This is a genomic window from Pseudomonas sp. FA-1 (assembly GCF_056856075.1).
In genome coordinates this window covers 11,994-38,910 of sequence record NZ_JBWXTH010000008.1, presented here as the reverse complement: position 1 = coordinate 38,910, position 26,917 = coordinate 11,994, and the positions used below count along the sequence as shown (strand labels likewise).

General features: G+C 64.0%; 27 protein-coding genes and 1 other RNA gene. 9 read left to right on the top strand and 19 right to left on the bottom strand.

Annotation, left to right across the window (positions count from 1 at the left end; all coding sequences use genetic code 11):
- Nucleotides 1–6: 6 nt before the first annotated feature.
- From AC1MHZ_RS15515 to AC1MHZ_RS15500, 4 genes are read right to left on the bottom strand one after another with little or no spacing between them, the layout of a single operon-like run.
- Entirely contained in the window at nt 7–489 is a 483-nt protein-coding gene (locus AC1MHZ_RS15515; protein ID WP_084856558.1) for a DUF4442 domain-containing protein, read from the bottom strand.
- Nucleotides 486–1,685, bottom strand: a complete 1,200-nt coding sequence (gene ubiH, locus AC1MHZ_RS15510; RefSeq protein WP_084856560.1) for a 2-octaprenyl-6-methoxyphenyl hydroxylase — start codon at nt 1,683–1,685, stop codon at nt 486–488. The genes AC1MHZ_RS15515 and ubiH overlap by 4 nt, the downstream gene beginning before the upstream one ends.
- Nucleotides 1,682–3,016 (bottom strand): Xaa-Pro aminopeptidase, encoded by a 1,335-nt coding sequence (gene pepP / locus AC1MHZ_RS15505; RefSeq protein WP_084856562.1) that lies wholly within the window; start codon nt 3,014–3,016, stop codon nt 1,682–1,684. Before pepP ends, ubiH begins: the two co-directional genes overlap by 4 nt.
- A gap of 22 nt (nt 3,017–3,038) precedes the next feature.
- Nucleotides 3,039–3,593 (bottom strand): YecA/YgfB family protein, encoded by a 555-nt coding sequence (locus AC1MHZ_RS15500; protein WP_084856563.1) that lies wholly within the window; start codon nt 3,591–3,593, stop codon nt 3,039–3,041.
- A 153-nt stretch (nt 3,594–3,746) separates the two neighbouring features.
- On the opposite strand from AC1MHZ_RS15500, the gene AC1MHZ_RS15495 reads away from it, so the two are divergent.
- From AC1MHZ_RS15495 to AC1MHZ_RS15480, 4 genes are all read left to right on the top strand, one after another.
- Nucleotides 3,747–3,956 carry a TIGR02449 family protein gene (locus AC1MHZ_RS15495; RefSeq protein ID WP_084856565.1) on the top strand — a complete coding sequence of 70 codons (210 nt, stop codon included), beginning with the start codon at nt 3,747–3,749 and terminating at the stop codon, nt 3,954–3,956.
- Nucleotides 3,953–4,270: a cell division protein ZapA gene (locus AC1MHZ_RS15490; RefSeq protein WP_084856567.1), complete on the top strand. Its 318-nt coding sequence runs from the start codon at nt 3,953–3,955 to the stop codon at nt 4,268–4,270. The genes AC1MHZ_RS15495 and AC1MHZ_RS15490 overlap by 4 nt, the downstream gene beginning before the upstream one ends.
- A gap of 17 nt (nt 4,271–4,287) precedes the next feature.
- Nucleotides 4,288–4,467, top strand: a non-coding RNA gene (gene ssrS / locus AC1MHZ_RS15485) — 6S RNA.
- Nucleotides 4,468–4,549: 82 nt separating this feature from the next.
- Nucleotides 4,550–5,158 carry a 5-formyltetrahydrofolate cyclo-ligase gene (locus tag AC1MHZ_RS15480; protein ID WP_084856568.1) on the top strand — a complete coding sequence of 203 codons (609 nt, stop codon included), beginning with the start codon at nt 4,550–4,552 and terminating at the stop codon, nt 5,156–5,158.
- Nucleotides 5,159–5,176: 18 nt separating this feature from the next.
- On the opposite strand, the gene AC1MHZ_RS15475 is transcribed toward AC1MHZ_RS15480, so the two are convergent.
- On the bottom strand, nt 5,177–5,326 hold the full coding sequence (locus AC1MHZ_RS15475; RefSeq protein ID WP_172403010.1) for a hypothetical protein: 150 nt from the start codon (nt 5,324–5,326) through the stop codon (nt 5,177–5,179).
- Nucleotides 5,327–5,505: 179 nt separating this feature from the next.
- Between AC1MHZ_RS15475 and AC1MHZ_RS15470 the strand changes: the two genes are divergently transcribed.
- Nucleotides 5,506–5,958 (top strand): EVE domain-containing protein, encoded by a 453-nt coding sequence (locus tag AC1MHZ_RS15470; protein ID WP_084856570.1) that lies wholly within the window; start codon nt 5,506–5,508, stop codon nt 5,956–5,958.
- Nucleotides 5,959–6,044: 86 nt separating this feature from the next.
- Here AC1MHZ_RS15470 and AC1MHZ_RS15465 read toward each other — a convergent pair whose 3' ends face one another.
- On the bottom strand, nt 6,045–6,449 hold the full coding sequence (locus AC1MHZ_RS15465) for a flagellar basal body-associated protein FliL (RefSeq protein ID WP_084856572.1): 405 nt from the start codon (nt 6,447–6,449) through the stop codon (nt 6,045–6,047).
- A 157-nt stretch (nt 6,450–6,606) separates the two neighbouring features.
- Between AC1MHZ_RS15465 and AC1MHZ_RS15460 the strand changes: the two genes are divergently transcribed.
- The gene (locus tag AC1MHZ_RS15460) at nt 6,607–7,584 is read left to right on the top strand and encodes an NADPH:quinone oxidoreductase family protein (RefSeq protein ID WP_482966586.1); all 978 of its coding nucleotides are present in this window, start codon (nt 6,607–6,609) and stop codon (nt 7,582–7,584) included.
- A 104-nt stretch (nt 7,585–7,688) separates the two neighbouring features.
- Here AC1MHZ_RS15460 and AC1MHZ_RS15455 read toward each other — a convergent pair whose 3' ends face one another.
- From AC1MHZ_RS15455 to trxA, 5 genes are all read right to left on the bottom strand, one after another.
- Nucleotides 7,689–8,339 carry a gamma-glutamylcyclotransferase gene (locus tag AC1MHZ_RS15455; RefSeq protein ID WP_084856575.1) on the bottom strand — a complete coding sequence of 217 codons (651 nt, stop codon included), beginning with the start codon at nt 8,337–8,339 and terminating at the stop codon, nt 7,689–7,691.
- 277 nt (nt 8,340–8,616) lie between these two features.
- The gene (locus AC1MHZ_RS15450) at nt 8,617–9,585 is read right to left on the bottom strand and encodes a CDP-6-deoxy-delta-3,4-glucoseen reductase (RefSeq protein WP_084856577.1); all 969 of its coding nucleotides are present in this window, start codon (nt 9,583–9,585) and stop codon (nt 8,617–8,619) included.
- A complete protein-coding gene (gene ubiD, locus AC1MHZ_RS15445; RefSeq protein WP_023382977.1) occupies nt 9,585–11,051 on the bottom strand; it encodes a 4-hydroxy-3-polyprenylbenzoate decarboxylase in 1,467 nt (488 codons plus the stop codon). Before ubiD ends, AC1MHZ_RS15450 begins: the two co-directional genes overlap by 1 nt.
- Nucleotides 11,052–11,257: 206 nt before the next feature.
- Nucleotides 11,258–12,517: a transcription termination factor Rho gene (gene rho / locus AC1MHZ_RS15440; protein WP_043212134.1), complete on the bottom strand. Its 1,260-nt coding sequence runs from the start codon at nt 12,515–12,517 to the stop codon at nt 11,258–11,260.
- 328 nt (nt 12,518–12,845) lie between these two features.
- The gene (gene trxA, locus AC1MHZ_RS15435) at nt 12,846–13,172 is read right to left on the bottom strand and encodes a thioredoxin TrxA (RefSeq protein ID WP_056794137.1); all 327 of its coding nucleotides are present in this window, start codon (nt 13,170–13,172) and stop codon (nt 12,846–12,848) included.
- A 247-nt stretch (nt 13,173–13,419) separates the two neighbouring features.
- Here trxA and ppx point away from each other — a divergent pair, with 247 nt between their 5' ends.
- Nucleotides 13,420–14,922: an exopolyphosphatase gene (gene ppx / locus AC1MHZ_RS15430; RefSeq protein WP_084856626.1), complete on the top strand. Its 1,503-nt coding sequence runs from the start codon at nt 13,420–13,422 to the stop codon at nt 14,920–14,922.
- A 125-nt stretch (nt 14,923–15,047) separates the two neighbouring features.
- Here the strand turns inward: ppx and ppk1 are convergent, their stop codons facing one another.
- Nucleotides 15,048–17,273: a polyphosphate kinase 1 gene (gene ppk1 / locus AC1MHZ_RS15425; RefSeq protein WP_084856580.1), complete on the bottom strand. Its 2,226-nt coding sequence runs from the start codon at nt 17,271–17,273 to the stop codon at nt 15,048–15,050.
- 423 nt (nt 17,274–17,696) lie between these two features.
- Between ppk1 and AC1MHZ_RS15420 the strand changes: the two genes are divergently transcribed.
- Both AC1MHZ_RS15420 and elbB read left to right on the top strand, forming a co-directional pair.
- Nucleotides 17,697–18,320 carry a DedA family protein gene (locus AC1MHZ_RS15420; RefSeq protein ID WP_084856582.1) on the top strand — a complete coding sequence of 208 codons (624 nt, stop codon included), beginning with the start codon at nt 17,697–17,699 and terminating at the stop codon, nt 18,318–18,320.
- A gap of 154 nt (nt 18,321–18,474) precedes the next feature.
- Complete coding sequence (elbB, locus tag AC1MHZ_RS15415; protein ID WP_084856584.1) at nt 18,475–19,143, top strand: isoprenoid biosynthesis glyoxalase ElbB; 669 nt, start codon at nt 18,475–18,477, stop codon at nt 19,141–19,143.
- 59 nt (nt 19,144–19,202) lie between these two features.
- Here elbB and AC1MHZ_RS15410 read toward each other — a convergent pair whose 3' ends face one another.
- From AC1MHZ_RS15410 to AC1MHZ_RS15380, 7 genes are all read right to left on the bottom strand, one after another.
- Nucleotides 19,203–19,655 carry a YaiI/YqxD family protein gene (locus AC1MHZ_RS15410; RefSeq protein WP_482966585.1) on the bottom strand — a complete coding sequence of 151 codons (453 nt, stop codon included), beginning with the start codon at nt 19,653–19,655 and terminating at the stop codon, nt 19,203–19,205.
- A gap of 45 nt (nt 19,656–19,700) precedes the next feature.
- On the bottom strand, nt 19,701–21,644 hold the full coding sequence (locus AC1MHZ_RS15405; protein ID WP_368829075.1) for an FTR1 family protein: 1,944 nt from the start codon (nt 21,642–21,644) through the stop codon (nt 19,701–19,703).
- Nucleotides 21,645–21,878: 234 nt separating this feature from the next.
- Nucleotides 21,879–23,297 carry an efflux transporter outer membrane subunit gene (locus AC1MHZ_RS15400; RefSeq protein WP_084856589.1) on the bottom strand — a complete coding sequence of 473 codons (1,419 nt, stop codon included), beginning with the start codon at nt 23,295–23,297 and terminating at the stop codon, nt 21,879–21,881.
- Nucleotides 23,294–24,169, bottom strand: coding sequence for an efflux RND transporter periplasmic adaptor subunit (locus AC1MHZ_RS15395; RefSeq protein WP_084856591.1), 876 nt, complete (start codon nt 24,167–24,169; stop codon nt 23,294–23,296). Before AC1MHZ_RS15395 ends, AC1MHZ_RS15400 begins: the two co-directional genes overlap by 4 nt.
- Nucleotides 24,166–24,378 carry a DUF1656 domain-containing protein gene (locus AC1MHZ_RS15390; RefSeq protein WP_084856592.1) on the bottom strand — a complete coding sequence of 71 codons (213 nt, stop codon included), beginning with the start codon at nt 24,376–24,378 and terminating at the stop codon, nt 24,166–24,168. The genes AC1MHZ_RS15395 and AC1MHZ_RS15390 overlap by 4 nt, the downstream gene beginning before the upstream one ends.
- A complete protein-coding gene (locus AC1MHZ_RS15385) occupies nt 24,375–26,462 on the bottom strand; it encodes an FUSC family protein (RefSeq protein WP_482966584.1) in 2,088 nt (695 codons plus the stop codon). The genes AC1MHZ_RS15390 and AC1MHZ_RS15385 overlap by 4 nt, the downstream gene beginning before the upstream one ends.
- Nucleotides 26,459–26,902, bottom strand: a complete 444-nt coding sequence (locus tag AC1MHZ_RS15380) for a MarR family winged helix-turn-helix transcriptional regulator (RefSeq protein ID WP_224457582.1) — start codon at nt 26,900–26,902, stop codon at nt 26,459–26,461. The genes AC1MHZ_RS15385 and AC1MHZ_RS15380 overlap by 4 nt, the downstream gene beginning before the upstream one ends.
- Nucleotides 26,903–26,917 lie beyond the last annotated feature (15 nt).

Here is a 26,917-nt window from a genome sequence, read left to right as displayed (position 1 = left end):
CATGCCTTACGCCTGCCTCGCTTGCGGCTTGAGCCGCACATAAAGGGTTTTATCGACCCGCGCCACCAGCTCGCCGGCACCGTCGCGGATATCGACCTGCAAACGGGGCAGGTACTTCTTGCCGCCGGCGGTCTGCTGGCGAATGTCTTCCAGCAACGCGTCATCGACGTGGAACTCGGCGAATACCGGGCCCTTGCCCGGTGCGATGAAGTCGATGCTGGCAGCCTTGTCCCAGACGATGTAGTCACGCCCGAGCCGCTCGATCAGCAACAACATGTAGAACGGATCGACCATCGAGTACAGGCTGCCGCCGAACTGGGTGCCGACGTAGTTGCGGTTCCAGCGGGTCAGGTTCATGCGCACCTTGATGCTGCGCATGTCCGGGCTGATGTGCTGCACCCGGATGCCTGCGCCCAGGTAAGGCGGATAGAGATTCAATACCCAGCGCAGCAGGCGCGCCCTGCGGGCCAGTCGAGATGAGTGGCTCATGCCCGCCCCCGTGGATCGGGTCGGGTGCCCAAGCCCATGGCCTGGCGGGCGAACCAGCGCTTGGCCGGCGGCAGCAGGTCGAGCCCCAGCAAGCCGATGTTGCGGCCGGCGGCCAGTAGCGGCTGGCTGCTGCCGAACAGCCGGGTGACCTGGTCGGAGAAACCGATGGTCAGGGCCTGGTCCAACTGTTGGCGTTGGTGATAGGCCTGCAGGGTCGCCAGGTCGCCGGGCTGCTGCGGCCCGGCCAGCAAGGCATCGGCCAGAGACTGCACGTCACGCAGGGACAGGTTGAACCCTTGCCCGGCGATCGGGTGCAGGCTATGGGCGGCGTTGCCCAGCACCACCAGGTGCGGGCGTACCTGCTCTTGGGCCTCGACCAGCGCCAGCGGATACAGATGCCGCGCGCCCACCTGGCGCAGGGCGCCCAGGCGGTAGCCGAAGGCTTCCTGCAGCTCGCGCAGGAAGCTGCGTTCGTCGATGTCCGCCAGGCGCTGGGCATCCATCCCCTGACGGGTCCAGACCAGCGCGCAGCGGTTCTCCGGCAAGGGTAGCAGCGCCATCGGGCCCTGCTCGGTGAAACGTTCGAAGGCCTGGCCGCAGTGGGCCTCGCCCGGGGTGATGTTGGCGATCAGCGCGCTCTGCTCGTAGGGTGTACGGCGCACATGGATGCCCAACTGCTCTCGCAGGCCGGAGCGGCCGCCGTCGGCCAGCACCACCAGGTCACACTCCAGGCTGGTGTCGTCGTCCAGTTGCAGGCGATAGCCGCCGGCGATCGCCTGCAGGGCCTTGACCTCGGCCGGGCAGCGCCAGCTCACCACCTCGGTATCCAGGCCCTGCCACAGGCATTGGCCGAGCCAGGCGTTCTCCACCACGTAACCGAGGGCTGGTACACCTTCCTCGATGGCATCCAGGCGGGTGGCGCCGAAGCGACCACGGTCGGACACCTGGATCTGGCTGATAGGCTCGGCGCGGCGGCTGATGACCTGCCACAGGCCAAGCTGTTCGTAGATCTGCCGGGTGCCGTAGGACAGCGCGGAGGAGCGGGCGTCGTAACTGGGCTGGAAGCTGTCGCCCGGGGCGAAGGGTTCGATCAGCAGGATCTTCCAGCCCCGTGCCTTGGCGCCTGCCTGCAAAGCCAGAGCCAGGCTGGCGCCGACCAGGCCGCCACCGACGATCGCCAGGTTGACCCGGTTCATGCCACGTCCCTTCGGGCGTCGGCCATCAGCGCCTCGATCTCGGCGACCGTGCGCGGCACACCGTTGGTCAGGATTTCACAGCCTTGCCTGGTCACCACTACGTCGTCCTCGATTCGTACGCCGATGCCGCGCCATTTCTTCGCGACGTTCGGGTTGTCGGCTGCAATGTAGATACCCGGCTCGACCGTCAGCGCCATGCCCGGCTCGAGCACGCGCCATTGGCCACCGACCTTGTATTCGCCCACATCGTGCACATCCATGCCCAGCCAATGGCCGGCGCGATGCATGTAGAACGCACGGTGGGCCTCGCTGTCGATCAGGGCCTGCACATCACCCTTGAGCAGCCCCAGTTCCACCAGCCCTTCGGTGATGACCCGCACGGTCGCCTCGTGGGCGTGGTTCCAGTGCTTGCCCGGGGCGATCTCGGCGAAGGCGGCCGCCTGGGCCTTGAGCACCAACTCGTAGATGGCCTTCTGCTCCGGCGAAAAACGCCCGCTGACCGGGAAGGTGCGGGTGATGTCGCTGGCGTAGCAATCGATCTCGCAGCCCGCGTCGATCAACACCAGGTCGCCATCCTTGAGCGGCGCATCGTTCTGCTGGTAATGCAGGATGCAGGCGTTACGCCCCGCCGCGACGATCGAACCATAGGCCGGCATCTTCGCGCCGCCCTTGCGGAACTCGTAGTCGAGCTCGGCTTCCAGGCTGAATTCGTGCAAGCCCGCTCGACAGGCCTGCATGGCCCGCACATGAGCGCGGGCGGAAATCTCCGCCGCCGTGCGCATCACCTTCACCTCCGCCGCCGATTTATACAGGCGCATGTCGTGCAGCAGATGATCCAGGGCAACGAACTCGTTCGGTGGCTGGGCGCCCAGGCGCGCCTTGGAGCGGATCACGTTGATCCATTCCATCAGGCGGCGATCGAATTCCGGGTTGCTGCCCATGGCGGTGTAGACCCGGTCGCGGCCTTCGATCAGGCCCGGGAGGATCTCGTCGATATCGGTGATGGGAAACGCATCGTCCGCGCCAAAGTCGCGGATCGCGCCTTCCTGGCCGGCACGCAGGCCATCCCACAGTTCGCGCTCAGGGTTGCGCTCGCGGCAGAACAGCACGTACTCGCCATGTTCACGCCCCGGAATCAGGGCGATCACCGCCTCGGGCTCGGGGAAGCCGCTGAGGTATTGGAAGTCGCTGTCCTGGCGATACACATGCTCGACGTCGCGGTTGCGGATGGCAACCGCGGCGGCGGGCAGGATGGCGATGCTGTTGGGGACCATCTGCGCCATCAGCGCCTTGCGCCGACGGGCATACTCGGCCTTCGGAATACGGCTCATGGGCACGACAACCCCCGGAATATCAGTGCAGCGATGGCTTGGGTGCGGGCGCGGCCGGCTTGGCCAGCTCCGTGTACAGCAGCAGGGGCGCGACACGCAGGTACTCCATGACTTCCATGTAGTCGCTCTCGCCGTCTTCGGACTCCTCCAGCGCTTCCTGGACCTGCGAAATGGCCACCAGGTCCTGGAGCACCTCCTTCGCATCGGTGGACAAGTCCTTGCCACCGGCGTTCAGGCCGAAGCCGGTGATGAAGCCCTGGCACCATTGGCCCAGCGCAGTGGCACGCTCGGCGAGCGGGGCTTCGTCGCTGGGCAGCAGCAGGACGATGGCGACATCTTCGCCGGTGAGCTCGGCCTTGACCATTTCCTGCAGGCCGATCAGTGCGGCGCGCACGTTGTCTTCAGGCTCGTTTTCCAGCGCGCCGGCGGCATCGGCCAGCCAGGCGTCGGCATCGAAACCTGCGCCGGCGCAGCTGCGGCCGATCAGCAGGCCGTGCAGTTCGGCTGGGGAAACAGGGTGGCCGTTGCTGGCGAGCAGCGAGGCGAAGGCGGTGTAGGGCGATTGGGTATTGGGCATGGGCAGCTAGGCGCCAAGCGGCGCAATGACTAGAATGAAGACCTTGTATCCTAGCACCGGCAGGCGCGCCAAGACCATCAGCACTGGCCGTACCGCCCCCGGAACAGGCATGATCGCCGGGCAGTCAACGAGGGAGCGAATCGAGTGCAACCCATGCCAGAGAACGACCTGCAGGCACTGATGAGCCGATTCGAATCGCTCATCGAGCGTGTCGAGCAACTAAAACGCCAAAATGCACTCCTAGTAGCTCAGGAAAAATCCTGGCGCGAGGAGCGCGCCCACCTCATCGAAAAGAACGAGATCGCAAGGCGCAAGGTCGAGTCGATGATTTTACGCCTCAAGGCCCTGGAGCAAGACTCATGAGTTCAAGCAATAGCGTCACCGTCCAGATCCTCGACAAGGAATACTCGATCATCTGCCCGCCGGAAGAACGCAACAACCTGATCAGTGCCGCACGCTACCTGGATGGCAAGATGCGCGAGATCCGCAGCAGCGGCAAGGTGATCGGCGCCGACCGCATCGCCGTCATGGCCGCGCTGAACATCACCCACGAACTGCTGCACCGCCAGGAACGCCCGGATGTCGCCGCCAGCGGCACCACCCGCGAGCAGGTGCGCGACTTGCTGGAGCGAGTCGACCAGGCGCTGTCCGACGACACGGATACCAAAATCGGCTGAGATTGGTATACTGGCGCCACTCCCTGGGGGATGCGCCAGTCGGTTATGTCCCTGAGCCGATACGCACAACCACGGGGGTTGCACGCTGGGGCCGGTGTGCATGTCCGCCCGACGGAAAGCCTTAACGCCCCCTGCAATCTCCACCTTGAACTTTCGGGTTCAAGGGCTACACCGATAGCGGTTTCATCGGGGAGCCTGAATTCTTGCTTGCCCGCCTCCTCCGGCGGGCAATTTCGTCTAGCCGCCATGGCGGCCGGTACACCTGGGAACGCACGTGCCATGACCGACACCGCGCCGCTCACCCGCCCTCAACTCCGCCGCCTGCTTCGCAATGCCCGCCGCGCGCTGACACCTGCCCAGCAACGCCAGGCTTCGCTCGGCCTGTATCGTCAGCTGGCCCAGCACCCCCTGTTTCGCCGCGCCCGGCACATTGCCCTGTACCTTCCCAATGACGGGGAGATAGACCCGCGCCTGCTGCTGCGCGAAGCCCAGCGACGCGGCAAGCGCACCTATCTGCCGGTGCTGCATGCCTGGCCACGCACGCGCATGGTCTTCCAGCGCTTCGAGCAAGGCGAGAAGCTGCGGCCCAACCGTTTCCGCATTCCAGAGCCGCTGATCGAACGCAAGCGCCAACGGCCGATCTGGTCGCTGGACCTGATCCTGCTGCCATTGGTCGGCTTCGATGAAATCGGTGGGCGCCTGGGCATGGGTGGCGGCTTCTATGACCGCAGCCTGGCCTACCAGGCACGACGCAAGGCGTGGAAGAAACCGCTGCTGCTGGGCCTTGCCCACGAATGCCAGAAGGTGGAACGCCTGGCCCAGGCCAGTTGGGATGTACCGCTCAAGGGGACGGTCTCGGACCGCGGTTGGTACCTGGCACCGGCTTGACCGGTGCCAGCGACGGAATCAGCGCTGCTGCTGGGTAGGCTCGACCGGCATCTGATAGGCAGCGTCAGCCTTACGCTCCCAGAAACTCTGCGCATAGCCCGTGGTGACGACACCCAGGCCGAAGATGAAGACCAGGATCCAGAGCAAGTCCGGTTTGCGTTGGTTCATGGATGAATGCCCCCCTAAGGCAAACAGTCAGGCTCGGCAACCTTCTTGGTGCTGCCGGAGCGTCGAGCTTTAAAATCGGCGCATTTTCCGACAACGTGAGGCGACACGCAAACCTTGACGTCAACCGACTGTCGGTTTCATGCAACATGTTATTTCAAATTTTTTCAGGAGCCGTCTCCATGGCCTATTGGCTGATGAAATCCGAGCCCGACGAGCTTTCCATCGATGCCCTGGCGCGCCTCGGCCAGGCGCGCTGGGACGGGGTGCGCAACTACCAGGCGCGCAACTTCCTGCGTGCCATGAACGTCGGTGACGAGTTCTTCTTCTATCACTCCAGCTGCCCACAGCCCGGGATCGCCGGGATCGCCCGCATCAGCGCAGCGGCCTACCCCGACCCGACCGCCCTGGATCCCGAAAGCCACTACTTCGACGCCAAGGCCAACGCCGAGAAGAACCCTTGGAGCGCGGTCGACGTCACTCACGTGAAAACGTTCAAGCAGGTACTGGGGCTTGGGCTGCTCAAGCAACAAGCCGCGCTTGCCGAATTGCCGCTGGTGCAAAAGGGCAGCCGGTTGTCGGTGATGCCGGTGACTGCCGAGCAGTGGGCGGCGATTGTTGCGCTGGCGCGCTGAGTTTGGCTTGAGTGTTGCGCCGCGCTTTCGATCGAGCGCCGCCCACGCGGCGCTCGATCGCACGGCTCACAAATCTCTGAAGCCATTCACTGCACGATCAGGTTGTTGAACAACAGGTCTTCGACGATCGGCTTGCCTTCCTCGCTCTCCATCACCTGCTGCACCTGCTTGAGCGCTTCCTGGCGCAGCTTCTCCTTGGCCTCGACATTGCTCATGTTCTCCAGCCCCTGCTGGGTGAACAGTGCCACCAGCTGGTTGCGAATCAGCGGCTCGTGGTGCTTGACCGCGGCAGCCGCAGCGTCGCCGGTCACACGCAAGGCCACGTCGGCCTTGTACACGCGCAGCTTGGGGCCGCCATCAAGGGCGTAGTTGCCAACGAAAGGTGGGCTGAGGTTGATGTAGGAAACCTTGGGCTCACCGTCCTTGCCTTCCTCGGCCACCGCCATGGCCGGCAGCAGCAGGGCCAGCATCATCAAGATCCACGCTTTCACGAATTCGCTCCTCAATACAATTGGCGCCAGCTTACCCAGCACACCGCTCAAACCCAAGCCCGGGCTTATGCCGCCCCATCAGGGCGGGCCATGCTCGTTGACCTGGCCTGCGCCCCTCCTACACTTATCGGCCAACGCACGCAAAGGAATAGCCCCGATGAAAGCAGTGTTGTGCAAGACCCTCGGCCCGGCGAGCGACCTGGTGCTGGAAGAGGTGGCGAGCCCGACCCCCAAGCGCAACGAGATCGTGCTGGACGTGCATGCCGCAGGCGTCAACTTCCCCGACACCTTGATCATCGAAGGCAAGTACCAGTTCCAACCGCCTCTGCCCTTCTCGCCAGGCGGCGAGGCTGCGGGCGTGGTGGCTGCAATCGGAGAGAAGGCAGGCGATTTCAAAATCGGTGACCGGGTCATGGCCCTGACCGGCTGGGGGGCCTTCGCCGAGCAGGTGGCCGTGCCCTTCTACAATGTGTTGCCGATCCCCACCACCATGGATTTCACCACCGCTGCGGCCTTCGGCATGGCCTACGGCACCTCGATGCACGCACTGGCCCAACGTGGCCAGCTCAAGGCCGGGGAAACTTTGTTGGTACTGGGTGCATCGGGAGGCGTTGGCCTGGCGGCGGTGGAGATCGGCAAGGCCATGGGCGCCCGTGTGATCGCCGCTGCCAGCAACGCCGAAAAGCTCGCGGCAGCCAAAGCAGCAGGAGCCGATGAGCTGATCGACTACCGCCAGGCCAGCCTGCGCGACGAAATCAAGCGCCTGACCGGCGGCCAGGGCGTGGACGTGGTCTACGACCCAGTCGGTGGCGAACTGTTCGAGCAGGCGGTACGAGGCCTAGCGTGGAACGGTCGGATGCTGGTGGTGGGGTTTGCCAGCGGGACCATACCGCAATTGCCGGTGAACCTGACACTGCTCAAGGGCGCGGCGGTGATTGGCGTGTTCTGGGGTGCGTTTGCCCAGCGCCAGCCTGAAGACAATGCTGCCAACTTCCGACAGTTGTTTGCCTGGCATGCCGAGGGCAAGCTCAAGCCGCTGGTGTCGCAGACCTATCCACTGGCCGAGGCCGGGGCGGCCATCGAGCGGTTGGCGCAGCGGCAGGCGGTGGGCAAGTTGGTGGTGGTGGCTCGCTAGGCACGGGGCTGCTTTGCAGCCCATCGCGGCACAAGGCCGCTCCTACAGAAAAGCGGTGCAGCCTTTGTGGGTGCGGGCTTGCCCCGCGATTGCGCCAGGCCTGACTATACCTCACGCAGGTTATGGCACCGGTGGAAGCGCGCCTCTAGGTTGCGATCCGGCATCTGGTGGCTGCGCAAGGCATTTAGTGTCTGCTCGACATAGTCGCGGGTGCTGCCATAGCGCCCTTTGGCGCTGGCCAGGATCTGGCTGAGCAGGGTGTCCGGCAGGTTCCCCGCATAGCACGGCAGGTGACGCTCCAACACGAAGCCCAGCGCCTGGACCTTGCTGCCATCACCCAACCGGCAGCTGAGCCAGTGCGGTCGGTAGGCGGGGTAAGGCATCTCCCGCTGCCACAGGGCCATCAACGAATCGTCCAGGTTGCGTTCATCCAGGCGGTAGGCAAAGCCGCTGCACGAACCACCTCGGTCCAGCCCGAACACCAGCCCTGGACACTCCGGTGTGCCGCGGTGCTCGTGGGACCACAAATACAACCCTCGGTGATAGCCATGTACTCGGGCCCGCTGACGCTCGACCGAATTGCACTCTGGCCGCCAGATCAATGACCCATAGGCGAACAACCACACCGGCCCACCTTCATGGCGCGACATGGTCAGTTTCATTGAATGGTGCAATTGGTCGCGGGTCAGTTGCTGGCCGAAATCCAGCGAAGGAGGATAAGTTACCTGCCAGGACGAACTTTCAAGTGTCGACATGATGCTGCCGCCATGATTCCCCGTAAACTTCCGAAGGCCATCACTGTAACGTAATGGCGCTTCACTGGACTTACCGTACGGCAGAAAGCACCGCGCATTCAAGCCCCTTGTACAGCCTGCGTCCCGTACTTGACTGCCATGAAAATCAATATAGACAGGTATTGTTCCGTTGGGGGCGAAAGTTATTAACAGCGCCCGCAATAATAATCGCCTTATAATCCTTTGGGGTAACGCGAGTTATAAAGAACGGCACACCGTTGCAGTGTGCCGTGCACTTTCAGCCTCGGGGGGCGTAGGCAAACACATCGGCGCGCATGCGATGCGCGTCCATGCCCGCCTCGACCAGGGCATCTAGGGTGGCGTAGACCATGTTCGGCGAACCACTGGCATAGACATGCACCTGGTTCAGGTCGGCGATGTCTTCGCAGACCGCCTCATGCAGCAACCCGCAGCGCCCCTCCCAACTGCACAGGTCGCTCACCACTTTGTGCAGGAACAGGTTGGGCAGGCGTTGCCATTCGGCCCAGTGTTCGATCTGGTAGAAATCCTCAGGCCGACGCACCCCCCAATAGAGGTGCACCGGATGCTTGAACCCTTGGGCGCGGCAGTGCTCGACCAGGCTGTGCATCTGGCCCATGCCGGTACCGGCGGCGATCAGCACCAGTGGCCCGTCCGGCAGCTCAGCCAGATGAGTGTCGCCGAACGGCATTTCGATGCGCGCGACACCGTCGCGCTGCAATTGGGCCAGCAGTTGCAGAGCGCTGTTTTCCCGCGCCAGCACGTGCAGCTCCAGATCCCGCCCGCCATGGGGCGCCGAGGCCAGGGAGAAGGCGGCCTTGTCGGCGCCGTCGCGCTCGATCATCAGGTATTGCCCAGCATGGTAGCGGGGCGGCTTGCCTGCCGGTGCACGCAGGCGCACACGCCAGACGTCGCCACCGACCTCTACGCATTCGCTCACGGTGCAGGCCAGCTTGCGCACCGGCAGCTCGCCCAGGGCCAATACGCCGTCCCAGAGCAATACGCAATCTTCCAGCGGCTCGGCGATGCAGGTGAACAGCTCGCCGTGGTCGCGCACTTCACCTTCCTGGCGCACCCGCCCTTCCACCAGCAAGGCGGCACAGACGTGGCAATTGCCGTTGCGGCAGCTGTTCGGGCAGTCGTAGCCCAGGCGCCGCGCGGCGTCCAGAATTCTCTCCCCGGGCTCGATTGCCAATACCGCCCCGGACGGCTGCAAGGTTACCTGCATCAATCTATTCCCAACTGATCCCACAGCTCATCGATACGGCGGGTGACGGCCTCGTCCTTGACGATGGCACGGCCCCATTCGCGTGTAGTCTCGCCCGGCCACTTGTGCGTAGCGTCCAGGCCCATCTTCGAACCCAGGCCCGATACCGGTGACGCGAAGTCCAGGTAGTCGATCGGCGTGTTGTCGATCATCACCGTATCACGCTTGGGGTCCATGCGCGTGGTGATGGCCCAGATCACGTCGTTCCAGTCGCGGGCGTTGATGTCGTCGTCGGTGACGATAACGAATTTGGTGTACATGAACTGTCGCAGGAACGACCAGACACCCAGCATCACGCGCTTGGCGTGGCCCGGGTACTGCTTTTTCATGGTCACCACCGCCATGCGGTACGAGCACCCCTCCGGCGGCAGGTAGAAGTCGACGATTTCCGGGAACTGCTTCTGCAGGATCGGCACGAACACTTCGTTCAGCGCCACGCCCAGGATCGCCGGTTCATCCGGCGGACGGCCGGTGTAAGTGCTGTGGTAGATCGGCTTCTGGCGGTGGGTGATGCGCTCGACGGTGAACACCGGGAAGCTGTCCACTTCGTTGTAGTAGCCGGTATGGTCGCCGTAAGGGCCTTCCGGGGCCATTTCGCCCGGGTGGATCACGCCTTCGAGAATGATCTCGGCGGTGGCCGGCACCTGCAGGTCGCTGCCCCGGCACTTGACCAGCTCGGTGCGGTTACCGCGCAGCAGGCCGGCGAAGGCATATTCCGATAGCGTATCCGGCACCGGCGTCACGGCGCCGAGGATGGTCGCCGGGTCCGCGCCCAGGGCCACGGCCACCGGGAACGGTTGGCCGGGGTGCTTTTCGCACCATTCACGGTAGTCCAGGGCACCGCCCCGGTGGCTCAGCCAACGCATGATCACCTTGTTGCGGCCGATCAACTGTTGCCGGTAGATGCCGAGGTTCTGGCGGTCCTTGTTGGGGCCACGGGTGACGGTCAGCCCCCAGGTGATCAGCGGCGCTACGTCGCCCGGCCAGCAGTGCTGGATGGGCAGTTGGGTGAGGTCGACATCCTCGCCTTCGACCACCACCTCCTGGCACACCGCATCCTTGACCACCTTCGGGGCCATCGACACGACTTTCTTGAAGATCGGCAGCTTGGACCAGGCGTCCTTCAGACCCTTCGGCGGCTCTGGCTCCTTGAGGAAGGCCAGCAGCTTGCCGATTTCACGCAGTTCGTCGACCGACTCGGCCCCCATGCCCATAGCCACGCGCTCCGGCGTGCCGAACAGGTTGCCCAGCACCGGCATGTCGAAGCCGGTGGGCTTTTCGAACAGCAGCGCCGGGCCTTTGGCGCGCAGCGTGCGGTCGCAGACTTCGGTCATTTCCAGGACAGGGGAGATCGGAACCTGGATGCGCTTGAGTTCACCGCGCTGTTCCAGGCCACGGATGAAGTCGCGCAAGTCGCGATACTGCATGCATGTGCCTCGTGGTTGGCCGTATCGGTCGGGGGTGCTGAGTGTAGCGCCGTTCGGCGTTTTGTTGGGGCGAAAATGAATCGGGGCCGCTTCGCGCCCCAACGCGGGACAAGCCCGCTCCTACAGGATCGGTGTGATACCTGTAGGAGCGGGCTTGTCCCGCGATGGGTTGCAAAGCAGCCCCAATCAATTCCAGCTAGAAACGCTTACTTGCGCTTCATCGACAGGAAGAACTCGTCGTTGGTCTTGGTCTGCTTGAGCTTGTCGACCAGGAACTCGATGGCCGCGACTTCGTCCATCGGGTGCAGCAGCTTGCGCAGGATCCACATGCGCTGCAGTTCGTCGTCGGCGGTCAGCAGCTCTTCGCGGCGGGTACCGGACTTGTTGATGTTGATGGCCGGGAACACGCGCTTCTCGGCGATGCGGCGGTCCAGCGGCAGTTCCATGTTGCCGGTACCCTTGAATTCTTCGTAGATCACCTCGTCCATCTTCGAGCCGGTTTCGACCAACGCGGTGGCGATGATGGTCAGCGAACCGCCTTCCTCGATGTTACGGGCGGCACCAAAGAAGCGCTTCGGCTTTTCCAGGGCATGGGCATCGACACCACCGGTCAGCACTTTGCCGGAGCTCGGGATCACGGTGTTGTAGGCACGGGCCAGACGGGTGATGGAGTCGAGCAGGATGACCACGTCCTTCTTGTGCTCGACCAGGCGCTTGGCCTTCTCGATGACCATCTCGGCTACCTGCACGTGGCGGGTCGGCGGCTCGTCGAAGGTGGAAGCGACCACTTCGCCACGCACGGTGCGTTGCATCTCGGTCACTTCTTCCGGGCGCTCGTCGATCAGCAGGACGATCAGGTGGCACTCGGGGTTGTTACGGGTGATGTTGGCAGCGATGTTCTGCAGCATGATGGTCTTGCCCGCCTTCGGCGGGGCGACGATCAGGCCACGCTGGCCCTTGCCGATCGGGGCGCACAGGTCGATGACGCGGCCGGTGAGGTCTTCGGTGGAGCCGTTGCCGGCCTCCATCTTCAGACGCTCGTTGGGGAACAGCGGCGTCAGGTTTTCGAACAGGATCTTGTTCTTCGCGTTTTCCGGACGGTCGAAGTTGATGGTGTCGACCTTCAGCAGGGCGAAGTAACGCTCCCCTTCCTTCGGCGGGCGGATCTTGCCGACGATGGTGTCGCCGGTGCGCAGGTTGAAGCGACGGATCTGGCTGGGCGAGACATAGATGTCGTCAGGGCCGGCCAGATAGGACGCATCTGCCGAACGCAGGAAACCGAAACCATCCTGGAGAATTTCCAGCACGCCGTCACCCGAGATCTCTTCGCCGCTTTTCGCGTGCTTCTTCAACAGGGCGAAAATCACGTCCTGCTTGCGCGAACGGGCCATGTTTTCGATGCCCATCTGTTCGGCCATTTCCAGCAGATCGGTAATCGGCTTTTGCTTGAGTTCTGTCAGGTTCATAAGGGGAGTGACGTAATCATGTAAGAAGGGAGAAATTAAGCGTTGGCTTAATGAGGCCGCGCCGCAAGATGGCGACAGGATCGCGTACTGATTCGAATTAGGGATGCTTCGGCGACGGCGTGCAGAGGGCACTGGAGAAGCAGTGCGAGGCCGAATGTAACACTTGCTTTTTTCGACGTCTAGTGGTTTTGGCTGGGTAAATCGTGCCCTGTGGGAGCGGGTTTACCTGCGAAGGCAGCTGCGGGAACAACAGTGAATTGTCGGGCAAACCCACTCCCACAAATCCTTCAGGCCAAAAAAAGCCCCGCATTCGCGGGGCCTTTTCATATCACAGGTGGGCGTCGAGGAACGCGGCCAGCTGGGATTTGGACAGGGCGCCGACCTTGGTCGCCTCGACGTTGCCGTTCTTGAACAGCATCAGCGTCGGGATGCCGCGCACGCCGTGCTTGGCCGGAGTTTCCTGGTTTTCGTCGATGTTCAGCTTGGCGACGGTCAGTTTGCCTTCGTAGGTGGCAGCGATGTCGTCCAGGACCGGAGCGATCATCTTGCATGGGCCGCACCATTCGGCCCAGTAGTCGACCAGCACCGGGCCTTGAGCCTGCAGTACCTCGGCTTCGAAGCTGGCGTCGGTGACGTGTTTGATTTTGTCGCTCATGGAAATCTCCAAGGTCGTAAGCAATAAAAAACGTTGCCCATCATAGCCGCAGCCACGCCCTACAGGAAGTCGTTGGCGATTGAGGGTAACTATAGTTGTGCAAGACGCCGCGTATCGAAGCAGACACACCAATGTCTTGGCAGTACGTGGCACCTTGCCCTGCATCAAGACCCGGCATTGTAATGCGTTGGCGCCAGCCATGGATCATGGCAGGATTGCTGGGTTATCGACCGAGAACATCGAGATCATGCCGCATACCACCGCGAAGAACCTGTCTCTGATCGCCGCCATCGACCTTGGCTCCAACAGCTTCCATATGGTCGTGGCCAAGGCCCACCTCAGCGAAATCCGCATTCTCGAGCGGCTCGGGGAAAAAGTGCAGCTGGCCGCCGGCATCAACGAAGAACGCCAGCTCAGCGAAGAAGCCATGCAACGGGGCCTGGACTGCCTCAAGCGCTTCGCCCAACTGATCAACGGCATGCCCGCGGGCGCCGTGCGCATCGTCGGCACCAACGCCCTGCGCGAAGCGCGCAACCGCAACGAATTCATCCAGCGCGCCGAAGCCATCCTCGGCCACCCGGTCGAAGTGATTTCCGGCCGCGAGGAAGCGCGCCTGATCTACCTGGGCGTCTCCCATACCCTGGCCGACACCCCCGGCAAGCGCCTGGTCGCCGACATCGGCGGCGGCAGCACCGAGTTCATCATCGGCCAACGCTTCGAACCACTGCTGCGCGAGAGCCTGCAGATGGGCTGCGTCAGCTTCACCCAGCGCTATTTCCGCGACGGCAAGATCACCCCGGCGCGCTACGCCCAGGCCTATACTGCTGCGCGCCTGGAGCTGATGAGCATCGAGAATGCCCTGCACCGCCTGACCTGGGACGAGGCCATTGGCTCTTCGGGCACTATCCGCGCCATCGGTGCGGCCATCAAGGCCAACGGCATGGGCAACGGCGAGGTCAACGCCGACGGCCTGGCCGCGCTCAAGCGCAAGCTGTTCAAGCTGGGCGAAACCGACAAGATCGACTTCGAGGGCGTCAAGCCGGACCGCCGCGCCATCTTCCCGGCAGGCCTCGCGATCCTCGAGGCTATCTTCGATGCCTTGGAACTGCAGCGCATGGACCACTGCGACGGCGCTCTGCGCGAAGGTGTGCTGTATGACCTGCTGGGTCGCCATCACCACGAGGACGTGCGCGAACGCACCTTGAACTCGCTGATGGAACGCTACCACGTGGACAACGGCCAGGCGGCACGGGTCGAGCGCAAGGCATTGCATGCCTTCGACCAGGTGGCCAAGGCATGGAACCTCGAGGAAGGGAACTGGCGCGATCTGCTGAGCTGGGCAGCCAAAGTGCATGAAATAGGCCTGGATATCGCGCATTATCACTACCACAAGCACGGCGCCTACCTGATCGAGCACTCCGACTTGGCCGGCTTCTCCCGCGAAGACCAGCAGATGCTCGCCCTGCTGGTGCGCGGCCACCGGCGCAACATTCCCAAAGACAAGTTCGCTGAATTCGGCGATGAAGGCATCCAGCTGATCCGCCTGTGCGTACTGCTGCGCTTCGCCATCTTGTTCCACCACATCCGTGGCAACCAGCAGATGCCGAAAGTGGAGCTGCATGCTGGCGAGGAAAGCCTGGAAGTGGTGTTCCCCGACGGCTGGCTGGAAGAAAACCAACTGACCCAGGCCGACTTCGCCAACGAGGCGCAGTGGCTGGCGCGGGTCAACTTCGTGCTTAGCGTGCGTTAAGTTCGACCTGAGATTAGCAAGGGGGGGCTTCGCCCCCTTTCGCGGCACAAGGCCGCTCCTACAGAGAACGCAACACCCTGTAGGAGCGGCCTTGTGCCGCGAAAGGGCCGCAACGCGGCCCCCCGCTATCGAACGTTCAGCACCGGGTTGCTCAAGCGCTCGAGCAAGGCCGCCTGGGCATTGCGTGGGTTCTGGTTACCGGTCGGCGTACTGCGCACATAGCGGCCGTCCGGCTGCAGGATCCACGCGTGGGTGTTGTCGGTGAGGTAGCCTTCGAGTTCCTTCTTCACCCGCAGGATCAACTTCTTGCCCTCCACCGGGAAGCAGGTCTCGACACGCTTGTCGAGGTTGCGCTCCATCCAGTCGGCGCTGGACAGGAACATCTGCTCCTCGCCGCCATTGAGGAAGTAGAACACCCGCGTGTGTTCCAGGAAGCGGCCGATAATCGAGCGCACCTGGATGTTGTGCGAAACCCCAGGGATGCCAGGGCGCAAGCAGCACATGCCACGCACCACCAGGTCGATGCGCACACCGGCCTGGCTGGCCTTGTACAGCGCGCGGATCACCTTGGCGTCTGTCAGCGAGTTGAACTTGGCGATGATGTGCGCCGGTTTGCCCTCGACTGCGAACTGCGTTTCCCGCGCGATCATGTCGAGCATGCCCTTCTTCAGTGTGAAGGGTGCATGGAGCAGCTTCTTCATGCGCAGGGTCTTGCCCATGCCGATCAGCTGGCTGAACAGCTTGCCGACGTCCTCGCACAGGGCGTCGTCGGAGGTCAGCAGGCTATAGTCGGTGTACAGGCGGGCGTTGCCGGCGTGGTAGTTGCCGGTGCCCAGGTGGGCATAGCGCACGATCTCACCCTGCTCGCGGCGCAGGATCAGCATCATCTTGGCGTGGGTCTTGAAACCGACCACGCCGTAGATCACCACCGCACCCGCGGCCTGCAGGCGGCTGGCCATCTGCAGGTTGGACTCTTCGTCGAAACGCGCACGCAGCTCGATCACTGCTGTGACTTCCTTGCCGTTACGCGCGGCGTCCACCAGCGCATCGACGATCTCGGAGTTGGCACCACTGCGGTACAAGGTCTGGCGCACGGCGAGTACATGCGGATCCTTGGCGGCCTGGCGCAGCAGGTCGACCACCGGGGTGAAGGATTCGAACGGGTGCATCAGCAACACGTCCTGCTTGCCGACCACGCTGAAGATGTTGTCGGCATTTTGCAGGATCTTCGGAATAGCTGGGGTGAACGGCGTGTATTGCAGCTCCGGGTGGCTGTCCAGGCCGGTGATGCTGAACAGGCGGGTCAGGTTGACCGGGCCGTTGACCTGGTACAGCTCGCTCTCGCTCAGGCTGAACTGCTTGAGCAGGTAGTCGGACAGGTGTTTCGGGCAATTGTCGGCCACTTCCAGGCGCACGCCGTCACCATAACGACGCGAGAACAGCTCTCCACGCAAGGCGCGGGCCAAGTCTTCGACATCTTCGGAATCGAGCGCCAGGTCCGCGTTGCGGGTCAGGCGGAACTGGTAGCAGCCCTTGACCTTCATGCCCTGGAACAGGTCATCGGCGTGGGCGTGGATCATCGACGACAGGAACACGAAATTGTCGCCGCTGCCACCGACTTCCTCCGGCACACGGATGACCCGAGGCAGCAGGCGAGGCGCCGGGATGATGGCCAAGCCCGAGTCACGGCCAAAGGCATCGACGCCCTCGAGCTCGACGATGAAGTTCAGGCTCTTGTTGACCAGCAGCGGGAACGGGTGCGTCGGGTCGAGGCCGATCGGGGTGATGATCGGCGCGATCTCGTCGCGGAAGAAACGGCGCACCCAGGTCTTGAGCTTGGTGTTCCAGTGGCGACGGCGGATGAAGCGGATCTGGTGCTTTTCCAGCTCCGGCAGCAGCACGTCGTTGAGAATCGCATACTGGCGCTCCACCTCGCTGTGCACCAGTTCGCTGATACGCGCCAAGGCCTGGTGCGGCTGCAGGCCGTCAGCTCCGGCCTGTTCACGGGCGAAGGTGATCTGCTTTTTAAGGCCTGCCACGCGAATCTCGAAGAACTCGTCCAGGTTGCTGGAGAAGATCAGCAGGAATTTCAGGCGTTCGAGCAGTGGGTAGGACTCGTCCAGTGCCTGCTCCAGCACACGGATGTTGAACTGCAGTTGCGAAAGCTCGCGATGAATGTACAGGCTGCTGTCGTCCAGGCTTGGAATGGTGACCGCAGGGGCCGGTGCAGGCGCTGGAGCCGCAGCTTCAGGTTGTGCAGCCTCCGGCAGGTCCGGCGGGGTCTGTACCATTTCTTCGGGAACCGCCTGGGCATCCTTGATCGCGACAGGTGTTAGCACTTCGTTATTCATCTGACGTTCCTGGAGGGCGTTACGACCCTCTCGATAATTGAGCGGCACGCGCGGTGAAATGAGTCAGGATGCCATCGGTGTTCGCTGGTTTGAAGTCCATTGCGACGCGAAAAGACCGCTTTGTCATTTTTGCGGGCCCGCCGGGCGGGGAATGGGACCGAACGTCGCGGCGCAAGAAGGCGACCTGGGACGAATGGGCAGCGAGGCAAGCTCACGATAAGGCTCCTGAACCCGCGCTGGCGGGCTGGCGCGACAGTTATAAGCAGCCATTATGACGCTTGGATGACAGCCAAAGGCACCTTGTGACTGACGGCCTGAGTCGTCTTTCTTGTAGGAAATGTTCACGCCGAGACACAGTTGGACACTTTCCCGAACGCGCGCGAAGGGGTAGGCTTCGCGTTCATTTCGCTAGCACCCCAGAAAATGCTTCAACAATTCCTGCAGGATTTCGGCTATTTTGCCCTTTTTCTCGGCACGTTTTTTGAAGGCGAGACCATCCTGGTTCTTGCGGGCTTCCTTGCGTTCCGCGGTTACATGGACATCAATCTGGTGGTGCTCACCGCGTTCTTCGGCAGCTACGCCGGCGACCAGCTGTGGTACTTCATGGGCCGTCGACATGGTCGCGCGATCCTGGCACGCAAGCCGCGCTGGCAAGCGATGGGCGATCGGGCCCTGGATCACATTCGGCGCCACCCGGACATCTGGGTACTGAGCTTTCGCTTCGTCTACGGCCTGCGCACGGTGATGCCGGTTGCCATCGGCCTGTCCGGCTACCCGCCACGCCGTTACCTGCTGCTCAACGGCATCGGTGCGGCGGTCTGGGCCCTGGCCTTGGGCGCGGCGGCCTACCACTTCGGCGCCATCCTCGAAGGCATGCTGGGCAACGTCAAGAAATATGAACTCTGGGTACTCGGCGGCCTGTTGCTGTTGGGCGGCCTGCTCTGGCTGCGCCGACGCTTCCGCACCCTGCGTGCCGAGCGCAAGGCGGCTGCGGCAAGCCAAGCCTCGGAGGCGGTTTCCCAGGAACAGGGCCCAGACCAGCACTAGCGCCCCTCGCGCCATCAATACGCTGTTCAGGCGTGGAACATGCCCCCGCCGCTGCACTCCAAATAGACAGGATTTCGGCCTCTGCGCGGGAAACCCTGTGACGAGTTCTGCCAAACTAGAGGACAGTTAGCGCCTCGACACTGGAGTAATGAGCATGCAAAAAAAAGTTGCGGTGATTCTGTCTGGCTGCGGCGTCTACGATGGCGCCGAGATCCATGAAAGCGTGATCACCCTGCTGCGCCTGGATCAGCGTGGCGCCCAGGTGCAGTGCTTCGCGCCGAACATTGCGCAGATGCACGTGATCGATCATCTGACCGGCCAGGAAATGCCGGAGTCGCGCAACGTGCTGGTGGAATCGGCGCGCATCGCCCGCGGTGACATCAAGGATATCCGCGAGGCCAAGGCCGAGGACTTCGACGCCTTGATCGTCCCGGGTGGCTTCGGCGCGGCGAAGAACCTGTCCAACTTTGCGGTCGAAGGCGCCAACTGCACGGTGAACCCGGACGTGCTGGCGCTGGCTGAAGCGTTTGCCGAAGCCGGCAAGCCGGTTGGCCTGATCTGCATTTCCCCGGCGCTGGCGGCGAAGATCTATGGCCCAGGCGTGGTCTGTACCATCGGCAACGATGCCGACACCAGCGCAGCAGTGGTGAAAATGGGCGGTACCCACGAAGACTGTGATGTGCATGACATCGTCGAAGATACCCAGCGCAAGCTGGTGACCACCCCAGCCTACATGCTCGCCAAGTCGATCAGCGAGGCGGCCGGTGGGATCTACAAGCTGGTGGATAGGGTGCTGGAGCTGACTCACGAAGGTGAGCAGTAATAGGCCTCTGACACCTTGTGGGGGCGGCGGTGCGCCGCTCCTACAAGGTGCTGCATCACTCACCCCTTGGATAGCCGAGTCAGTATCCGGTCCAGCGAATTGGCGAACGCCTGTTTCTCCCGCTCGCCATAAGGCGCCTGCCCTCCCCCGACCTGCCCCTGCTCGCGCAGCTCGGTGAACAGGTTGCGCACCGCCAGCCGCTCGCCCATGTTGCGCTCGTCGAACTCGCGCCCCCGCGGGTCCAGCGCTGCCACACCTTTCTTGACCAGCCGGTCGGCCAACGGCACGTCGCTGCAGATCACCAACTCGCCCGGCACGGCGTTCTCCACCAAGTAGTCATCAGCCGCATCCATGCCGCTGGGAACCACGATCAGCCGCACACAGGCGAACGCGGGCTTGATCTGGGCCTGGCCGGCCACCAGGACGACCTCGAACTTGCGCTTGAGAGCGAATTTGACGATCAGGTCCTTGGCCGCCTTGGGGCAGGCGTCGGCGTCGATCCATACACGCATGGGTATTCCTTGGAAATCGGGGCTGAAAGTGCCCATAGTACGCCTTCAGCTCGCCGCGGGCCGGCGCTTTTCGGCCAGACGGCTGCGTCCGTACAGCACGACGATAGCCACCAACGCCACCACCTGTGCGCCCAGCGAGTAGGCGTCGGCATGGATGCCCAGCCAATCGAACTCGACGAAGGGCACCGGCCGGGTTCCCAGCACGCCGGCTTCCTGCAGCGCCTTGACGCCATGCCCGGCGAACACCACCGACAACGCGCACAGCAGCGCCGCGTTGATGCTGAAGAACAGCGCCAGCGGCAGCTTGGCCGACCCGCGCAGGATCACCCAGGCCAAGCCCACCAGCAGCACCAACGCCGTGGCGCCACCGGCCAGCACGGCGTTGTGGCCAGCTGGGCCTGCCTGCAGCCACAGGGTTTCGTAGAACAGGATCACCTCGAACAGCTCGCGGTACACCGAGAAGAACGCCAGCACGGCAAAGCCAAAGCGCCCCCCGCCGCTGACCAGGCTGCTCTTGATGTAGTCCTGCCAGGCTGCGGCATGGCGTCGATCATGCATCCACACACCGAGCCACAGCACCATCACTGCGGCGAACAGTGCCGTGCAGCCTTCCAGCAGCTCGCGCTGGGCGCCGCCGACGTCGATCACATAAGCAGCCAGGGCCCAGGTGGCAAAGCCTGCGACCAGCGCCAGCCCCCAGCCGATATTGACGCTGCGCACCGCTGACTGCTGGCCAGTATTGCGCAGGAAGGCCAGGATTGCGGCCAGCACCAGGATCGCCTCGAGCCCTTCGCGCAACAGGATCAGCAGCCCGGAAACGAAGCTCAGGGACCAGCTCAGCCCATCGCTGCCCAGCAACTTGGCCGCGCTATCGAGCTTGGCCTTGGCCTCGGCCAGGCGTCGTTCGGCCTGGGCGACCGGCAGGCCGTCCTGCAGCGCCTGACGGTACGCCATCAGGGCCTTTTCGGTGTCCTTGCGGGCCTGGGTATCGATGTTGTCCAGTGAGCTTTCAACCAGTTCGAATCCTTCCAGATAGGCGGCCACCGACAGGTCATAGGCTTGGTCATGATCGCCATCGCGATAGGCGGCGAGGCTCTTGTCCAGGGTGCTGGCGGTGTACTCGAGCAACTGCGCCGGCCCCCGCTGGACCTGCGGAGGCTGGGCCCGCTGGGCGCGGAAGGCGGCCACGGCATCGACGCCTTCGCTGGCCGCGACTTCGGCCGGCGTCTGGCGCGCCAGGTCGGCCAGGTTCCAGGCCTTGCCCGTCTTGGCGGCCTGCGGATCGGCGGTCAGGCTGGCCACATAGGCCGCCACGTCCCAACGCTGACGCTCGTCGAGTTGGTCGGCGAACGACGGCATCTCGGTGCCATCTATCCCCAGGGCCAGGGTGTTGTAGAGGTCGAACAGGCTCAGCTGGTCGAGCCGCTCGACACTGCGCAGGTTGGCAGGCGGTGGTTCGAGCCCGACCCCGGCAGGGCCGTCGCCGGCACCGCTGTCGCCATGGCAGATCGCGCAGTTCTGCGCATACAACGCGGCGCCGCGGGCCGGGTCAGGGGTGATGACCGGTGCCTGGCTGACTTCATAGGCAACCGCCAGGCGCGCGCCCAGTTGGCGAGCCTGCTTGGCGACCAGCGCTCCGTCCTGGCGCTGGTCGATGGCCTGGCGCAGCGCCGCGACGCCCTGCTCCAACCCTGGGCGTTCGGCATTTTCCGGCAGGCCCTCGAGCAAGTCGGCCAGTACGGTGCTGAACTCCTGCTGCTCGCGGTACTCACCTTCGTCCACCACCTTGCCGTCGTGCACGGTCGGTGGGTAGTCGGCACCGATGTAATCGAGCAGGTGCAACGCCTTGGCAGCCTCGGCGGGGGATTCGGCGAGTGCCGAAGTGCTGCACAGCGCCAACACTGGCGCCAGCAACAGGGCCGGCAGCCAGGCGAACAGACGGGAGCGGGAAGTCATGGCCAGTCTCGAAGTAAATGCGAAAGAGAACATTGTTCACTTCCACTCCCTTTCGCTCAAGGCTCGCGGGCGGATTTCATGAAAAATCTTGTGACAAATATTGGAATGGTAGGCGAGGGCTTTGCCCTCGATCGCAGCACAAAAGCCACTCCAGGATCTTGGGTTGCTTGTCCCGGCCCTATCGCCGGCAAGCCGGCTCCCACCGGTTCGGCGGTGTCTACAACCGCAGCGCGGGACAGGTGGGAGCCGGCTTGCCGGCGATCGGAGTCAGTGTTCTGCGGGTTGTTTCCAACCACCACCCAGTGCCAGGAACACACCGATCTGCCCCATGGCCACCTGGCTGTTGGCCGCCGCCAGCTGCGCACGGACATCGGTGTAGGCACGGGTAGCCTGCAGGTCGGCCAGGAACGACTCGCGCCCGGCCTGATAGCGCAGGTGGACCTGCTCGGCCGATTCCTTCGCCGAGCGCTCGGCGTCGGCCAGGGCATCGCGACGGTCCAGCAAGGCGCTGTACTGTGCCAGGCGGGTCTGGGTCTCGCGGATAGCGTTGAGCACCACGCCGTCGAAGTGGGCCAGCGCCGCTTGGGTCGATGCTTCGGCTTCGCGGATGCGGGCACGGGTGCCGTTGGTGGGGATGTTCCAGCTGATCTGCGGGCCGAAGCCCCAGCGGTTGGTCGAGGGGTCGCCCAGGTTCTCCAGGATACCGATGGTGCCGACCTGGGCACCGATACTGATATCCGGGTACAACGCACCCGTGGCCACACCGATGGTAGCAGTGGCAGCGGCCAGCTGGCGTTCGGCCTGGCGTACGTCCGGGCGGCGCTTGAGCAGCGCGGCGCCGTCACCCACCGGGATCAGCTGGCCGATATGCGGCAGCTCGGCACATTCGGCCGTACCGGCAGGCAGCTGCCCGACCGGCTTGGCCAGCAGCGCTGCCAGGGTATACAGGCCCGCTTCGCGCTCTGCCTTGAAACGCGGCAGCTCGGCGCGCAGGGATTTGAACTGGGTCTGCGAACGGGTGACCTGGGTTTCGTCGCCGCGCCCGGCATCGCGCAGGCGCTGGTTCAACTGCACGCTCTGCTCCTGCAGGTCGAGGGACTGGCGGGCAATGTGATATTCCTCGTTGGCCGAGCACACCTGGGTGTACGCCTTGACCACGTCCGCCACCAAGGTGATGCGCGCAGTGTCAGCTGCAGCCTGCACCGCGTCGGCATTGGCCTTGGCCGCCTCGGTGCCGCGCTTGAAGGTGCCCCACAGGTCGAACTGGTAGGAGGCACTGATGATGGCCTCGCCGATGTTGGCAACCGGTACCTTCTCCGGTAGCAGGAAGGCCTCGCCGGATTCCTGCAGGCGCTGTGCCCCGAGCTTGATGCCGCCGTTGAAGCCGCCCTGGGCCTCGGCCACTTCTACCTGCGCACGGGCCTTGGCGATATTGGCCGCCGCCACACGCAGCTCGGTGTTGGCAGCCAGGGCCTGGCGCACCAGGTCGTTCAAGCGCGGGTCCTGGTACAGCTGCCACCAGTTCTCCGGCACCGGCGCCGAAACCACGCTGTCTGCATCCTGGCGCAACGGGCCGTTGAGGTCGCTGCGTTGCACGGCAGCATCCTTGGGCACTTCGTAGTCGGGGCCGACCAGGGCGCATGCCCCCAGCGACAGTGCCAGGCCAACCAGCATCAGGTGTTTCATGGCCGCTGGCCCTCGATGATCGACACCGTGGCGGTACGCCCGGCGATCATGCGAAAGTCCTCCGGTACATCGTCGAAGGCGATGCGGACCGGGATGCGCTGGGCCAGGCGCACCCAGCTGAAGGCCGGGTTGACGTTGGGCAACAGGTTGGCGCCGCTGCTGCGGTCACGGTCCTCGATGCCGGCGGCCATGCTCTGCACGTGGCCACGCAGGCGGGTGTTGTCACCCATCACACGGATATCGACGGCATCGCCGATATGAATCCCGCTGAGCTTGGTTTCCTCGAAGTAGCCATCGACGTGGTAGGAGGCGCTGTCGACCACCGACAGCACCGGCCGGCCAGCGGTGACGAACTCGTGGGCACGTGGCGCGCGGTCGTTGAGGTAGCCGTCGACGGGGCTGCGCACCACCGAGCGGTCGAGGTTGAGCTGGGCGGTATCCACCGCCACCTGGGCCTCGCTTACCGCCGAGCGGGCGCGGGCTTCGCGGGACTCGCTCTCCTCCAGCTGCTCGGCCGCCACCAGGTTGCCCAGTTTGCGGTTTCGCCGCGCCTCACGAGAGGCCTGGGCCAGGGTCTCCTGGCGTTCGGCCAGGGTCGCCTTGGCCTGGCGCAGGGCGAGGGTGAAGCGGTCCTGGTCGATGGTGAACAGCACGTCGCCGCGCTTGATCATCTGGTTGTCACGCACCTCGACCTTCTGGATCAGCCCGGAGACGTCCGGGGCGATCTGGATCACGTCGGCACGGATGTGCCCGTCGCGGGTCCAGGGCGCGAACATGTAATACACGACCATCTGCCAGACCAGCACGGCTGCGAAGGTCACCACCAGCAATGTCAGGACCACGCGGCCCAGGGTCAACAACGGTTTTTTCATGGCACCATCAGGTTTCGGCAAAAGTGATCCACCGCGCCAAGCAGCACGGCGTAAAGGGCAACGTTGAACAGCGCCCGGTGCCAGACCAGGCGGTAGAACTGCAGGCGCACCAGCACGGCGTGCACGCCCAGGAACAGCAGGTAGGTGAAGACCATCATCACCAGCAGCGTGGGCAGGAACACCCCGCTGATATCCAGATCACCGATCACAAGGGCGCTCCATCGATGCCGGGGGGCAGTTGCGGTTGGTCGGCAGGCTCGAGCATCACTTCAACGCCAGGCAACAGGGCCAGGCGCAGGCCGCTCAGGGCATGCAACAGGTGCACGCGGGCATCGCCACGGTCATGCTGCGCGTTCAGGGCCAGCGCCTGGCGGGCGCGCTCCATGTTGCGCAGCAGCGCCGCCGGGGCGTGCAGGCGTTCATTGGCGCGCAGGCAGGCGGCATAGTGGGCGCCCACTTCCTCGACCACGGTCTGCAGGTGCTCACGGGCCTGTTCACCTATCCGCGGCATATAGGCCAGCAAGTCCAGCAGGTTGAGCCCCACGCGCAGGTCGCGCAGGGCCACGCCGCTGTCCTGGCCGGTCTGGGACAGGCGCGGCAGGTGCTGCATCAAGCGGTCGAGCATCTGCACGCCCACTTGGCGATGCTCGGCCAACGTCGCCGGCTGGGTCATCTCGACGATGTCGCGCCAGCTGAAGCGGGTCAGGCGCTTGGCCGCCAGCTCCACACCGAACGGGCGCAGCAACAGGGTCCAGATGAAGGCGAACAGCAAGCCGACCGGGCCGGCCATGTTGGCGTTGATGAACGTCAGGAAGTCCGCGTCGTAGGCCCCCTGGATACTGATGAAGGTGGCTGTGTTGACGATGGTCAGCAGCGTGCCCAGGTAGAACCGCGGCTGCACGGTGAGCGTGCCGACGCAGATGAACGGCACGGCGAAGGCCAGCACCAGCATCGGAAAATCGTGCAGGTTGGGCAGTACCAGGAACAGATAGACGCTGGAGAAGATCACCGACATCAGCGTCCAGAAGAAGAACCGATAGATCTGCGGTGCCGGGTCGTCCATGGCGGCGAAGAAACTGCAGGCCACCGCGGCGAGGATCACCGCGCTGCCACCATCGTTCCAGCCGAGCAGGATCCACAGGCCGCAAGCGACGATGATCGCGGTGACGGTGGAAAATACCGAGTACAGCATCAGGCCGCGATCGAAGAAAGGCGTAAGTCGCCCCAGGCGCCAGTGCCGATACACCGCACGCCAGGGCGTGGCGTCGTCCTTGCGCAAAGCGTGCTGCAGGGCGCAGCAGTCCTGCCAGAGGTCGACCCACTCTGTCAGGCGGTACAAGGCGTTGGAGAGCAGCAGCTCGTGACGCTGGTCCATGGCCACCGCACTGGGTTGCGAGCGCTCGAGCTGCTCATGCAGAGCGCTCCAGCGCGCCAGCGAAGCGTCTTCGGCCGTGCCCGCGAGCCAGCCACGGGCCGCCTCCAGCAGCGGCTGGATCTGCGCGAACTGGGCCGGTGCGCGGCCTTCCAGGGCGACCAAGGCATCGTCCAGGGCATCGATCACCGGCAGCAGGTGGATCATCCGCCCGCGCAGCTCGCGGGCGTTCTTCAAGGTATGCGGCCCGGCACCTTCATGCCCCAGCTGGCCGATCATCATTTCCAGGCTGTTGAAGGTGGCGACCATCGCGGCCCGCATGCCGCCGACCTTGTCGGCGGCGACCTCACGGGCCAGGTAGGTGTCGCTGTAGCGTATCGCTTCGTTGAACCAACTGTTGGCCGAGCCCAGCACCACCGGAGCCAGGCGACGCGGCCAGAAGATCGCGCCGACCACCGCCGCACAGACAATGCCCAGGCAGATCTCCTGAGCGCGGGAAGAAGCCACGTCGAATACGGCCAAGGGGTTGTCCACCACCGCCAGGGCGATCATCGGCAAGGTGTAGCCAGCCAGCATCAGCACATAGTTGTTGGCCGTGCGCAGGTTCAGCGACAGGAACAGCAAGGTGCCGGTCCATAGGGCGATGGCCACGGCCAGCAATGCCGGCGACTGCACCAGAGGCGGTACCAGCAGCACTGCGCCGCCCGCCCCGAGCAGCGTGCCCAGCGCCCGGTACAAGGCCTTGGAACTGGTAGGGCCGACGAACGGGCTGGAGACGATATAGACCGTCGCCATGGCCCAATAGGGCCGCGGCAGTTGCATGAGCAGGGCGATGTACAGAGCGATCATGGATGCAGCGAAGGTCCGCACGCCGTAGAACCAGTCGCGAGCCGGTGGCACCGAGCTGAAGAAACCACTCATGCCGGGGCTACCTGGCCGGCTGCTTCGAAGGCATGGATGACGCGCAAGGTCGCTTCCAGGTCAGCCTGGTCAATGCCACGCAGGACCTCCCGGCGCAGGCGTACCAGTTCGCCCTCGATGGACTCGGCGAGCGCGCGACCATCGCCAGTCAGGCTCAAGGCCTTGGCCCGGCGGTCCAGTGGGTCTTCGCTGCGGCACACCAGGCCGGCCTTGCACAGCTGGTCAAGCAGGCGCACCAATGACGGGCTTTCCAGACCCGCGGCCTGGGCCACTGCCACCTGGTGCACACCATCGCCCAGGCGCACGATCATCAGCAACGGTACGGCGCAGGCCTCGGAAATCCCGTAGCCGGTCAGGGCCGCCTGGCAGATGCGCCGCCAATGGCGGGCAGCCACGACCATGCCGCTGCTGATTTTCATGTGCAGTGCATCAAGTGTCATGTGAGAAACCGAGGA

Bases quoted from the DNA above. Each gene is read 5' to 3' on its own strand.
- AC1MHZ_RS15490 (WP_084856567.1), top strand. From the start codon at position 3,953: ATGAGTTCAAGCAATAGCGTCACCGTCCAGATCCTCGACAAGGAATAC.
- AC1MHZ_RS15480 (WP_084856568.1), top strand. From the start codon at position 4,550: ATGACCGACACCGCGCCGCTCACCCGCCCTCAACTCCGCCGCCTGCTT.
- rho (WP_043212134.1), bottom strand. From the start codon at position 12,517: ATGAACCTGACAGAACTCAAGCAAAAGCCGATTACCGATCTGCTGGAA.
- AC1MHZ_RS15420 (WP_084856582.1), top strand. From the start codon at position 17,697: ATGCTTCAACAATTCCTGCAGGATTTCGGCTATTTTGCCCTTTTTCTC.
- ppk1 (WP_084856580.1), bottom strand. From the start codon at position 17,273: ATGAATAACGAAGTGCTAACACCTGTCGCGATCAAGGATGCCCAGGCG.
- AC1MHZ_RS15475 (WP_172403010.1), bottom strand. From the start codon at position 5,326: ATGAACCAACGCAAACCGGACTTGCTCTGGATCCTGGTCTTCATCTTC.
- trxA (WP_056794137.1), bottom strand. From the start codon at position 13,172: ATGAGCGACAAAATCAAACACGTCACCGACGCCAGCTTCGAAGCCGAG.
- AC1MHZ_RS15380 (WP_224457582.1), bottom strand. From the start codon at position 26,902: ATGACACTTGATGCACTGCACATGAAAATCAGCAGCGGCATGGTCGTG.
- AC1MHZ_RS15470 (WP_084856570.1), top strand. From the start codon at position 5,506: ATGGCCTATTGGCTGATGAAATCCGAGCCCGACGAGCTTTCCATCGAT.
- AC1MHZ_RS15400 (WP_084856589.1), bottom strand. From the start codon at position 23,297: ATGAAACACCTGATGCTGGTTGGCCTGGCACTGTCGCTGGGGGCATGC.
- ppx (WP_084856626.1), top strand. From the start codon at position 13,420: ATGCCGCATACCACCGCGAAGAACCTGTCTCTGATCGCCGCCATCGAC.
- elbB (WP_084856584.1), top strand. From the start codon at position 18,475: ATGCAAAAAAAAGTTGCGGTGATTCTGTCTGGCTGCGGCGTCTACGAT.
- AC1MHZ_RS15450 (WP_084856577.1), bottom strand. From the start codon at position 9,585: ATGCAGGTAACCTTGCAGCCGTCCGGGGCGGTATTGGCAATCGAGCCC.
- AC1MHZ_RS15500 (WP_084856563.1), bottom strand. From the start codon at position 3,593: ATGCCCAATACCCAATCGCCCTACACCGCCTTCGCCTCGCTGCTCGCC.
- AC1MHZ_RS15460 (WP_482966586.1), top strand. From the start codon at position 6,607: ATGAAAGCAGTGTTGTGCAAGACCCTCGGCCCGGCGAGCGACCTGGTG.
- AC1MHZ_RS15385 (WP_482966584.1), bottom strand. From the start codon at position 26,462: ATGAGTGGTTTCTTCAGCTCGGTGCCACCGGCTCGCGACTGGTTCTAC.
- ubiD (WP_023382977.1), bottom strand. From the start codon at position 11,051: ATGCAGTATCGCGACTTGCGCGACTTCATCCGTGGCCTGGAACAGCGC.
- ubiH (WP_084856560.1), bottom strand. From the start codon at position 1,685: ATGAACCGGGTCAACCTGGCGATCGTCGGTGGCGGCCTGGTCGGCGCC.
- AC1MHZ_RS15405 (WP_368829075.1), bottom strand. From the start codon at position 21,644: ATGTTCTCTTTCGCATTTACTTCGAGACTGGCCATGACTTCCCGCTCC.
- AC1MHZ_RS15410 (WP_482966585.1), bottom strand. From the start codon at position 19,655: ATGCGTGTATGGATCGACGCCGACGCCTGCCCCAAGGCGGCCAAGGAC.
- AC1MHZ_RS15455 (WP_084856575.1), bottom strand. From the start codon at position 8,339: ATGTCGACACTTGAAAGTTCGTCCTGGCAGGTAACTTATCCTCCTTCG.
- pepP (WP_084856562.1), bottom strand. From the start codon at position 3,016: ATGAGCCGTATTCCGAAGGCCGAGTATGCCCGTCGGCGCAAGGCGCTG.
- AC1MHZ_RS15495 (WP_084856565.1), top strand. From the start codon at position 3,747: ATGCCAGAGAACGACCTGCAGGCACTGATGAGCCGATTCGAATCGCTC.
- AC1MHZ_RS15395 (WP_084856591.1), bottom strand. From the start codon at position 24,169: ATGAAAAAACCGTTGTTGACCCTGGGCCGCGTGGTCCTGACATTGCTG.
- AC1MHZ_RS15515 (WP_084856558.1), bottom strand. From the start codon at position 489: ATGAGCCACTCATCTCGACTGGCCCGCAGGGCGCGCCTGCTGCGCTGG.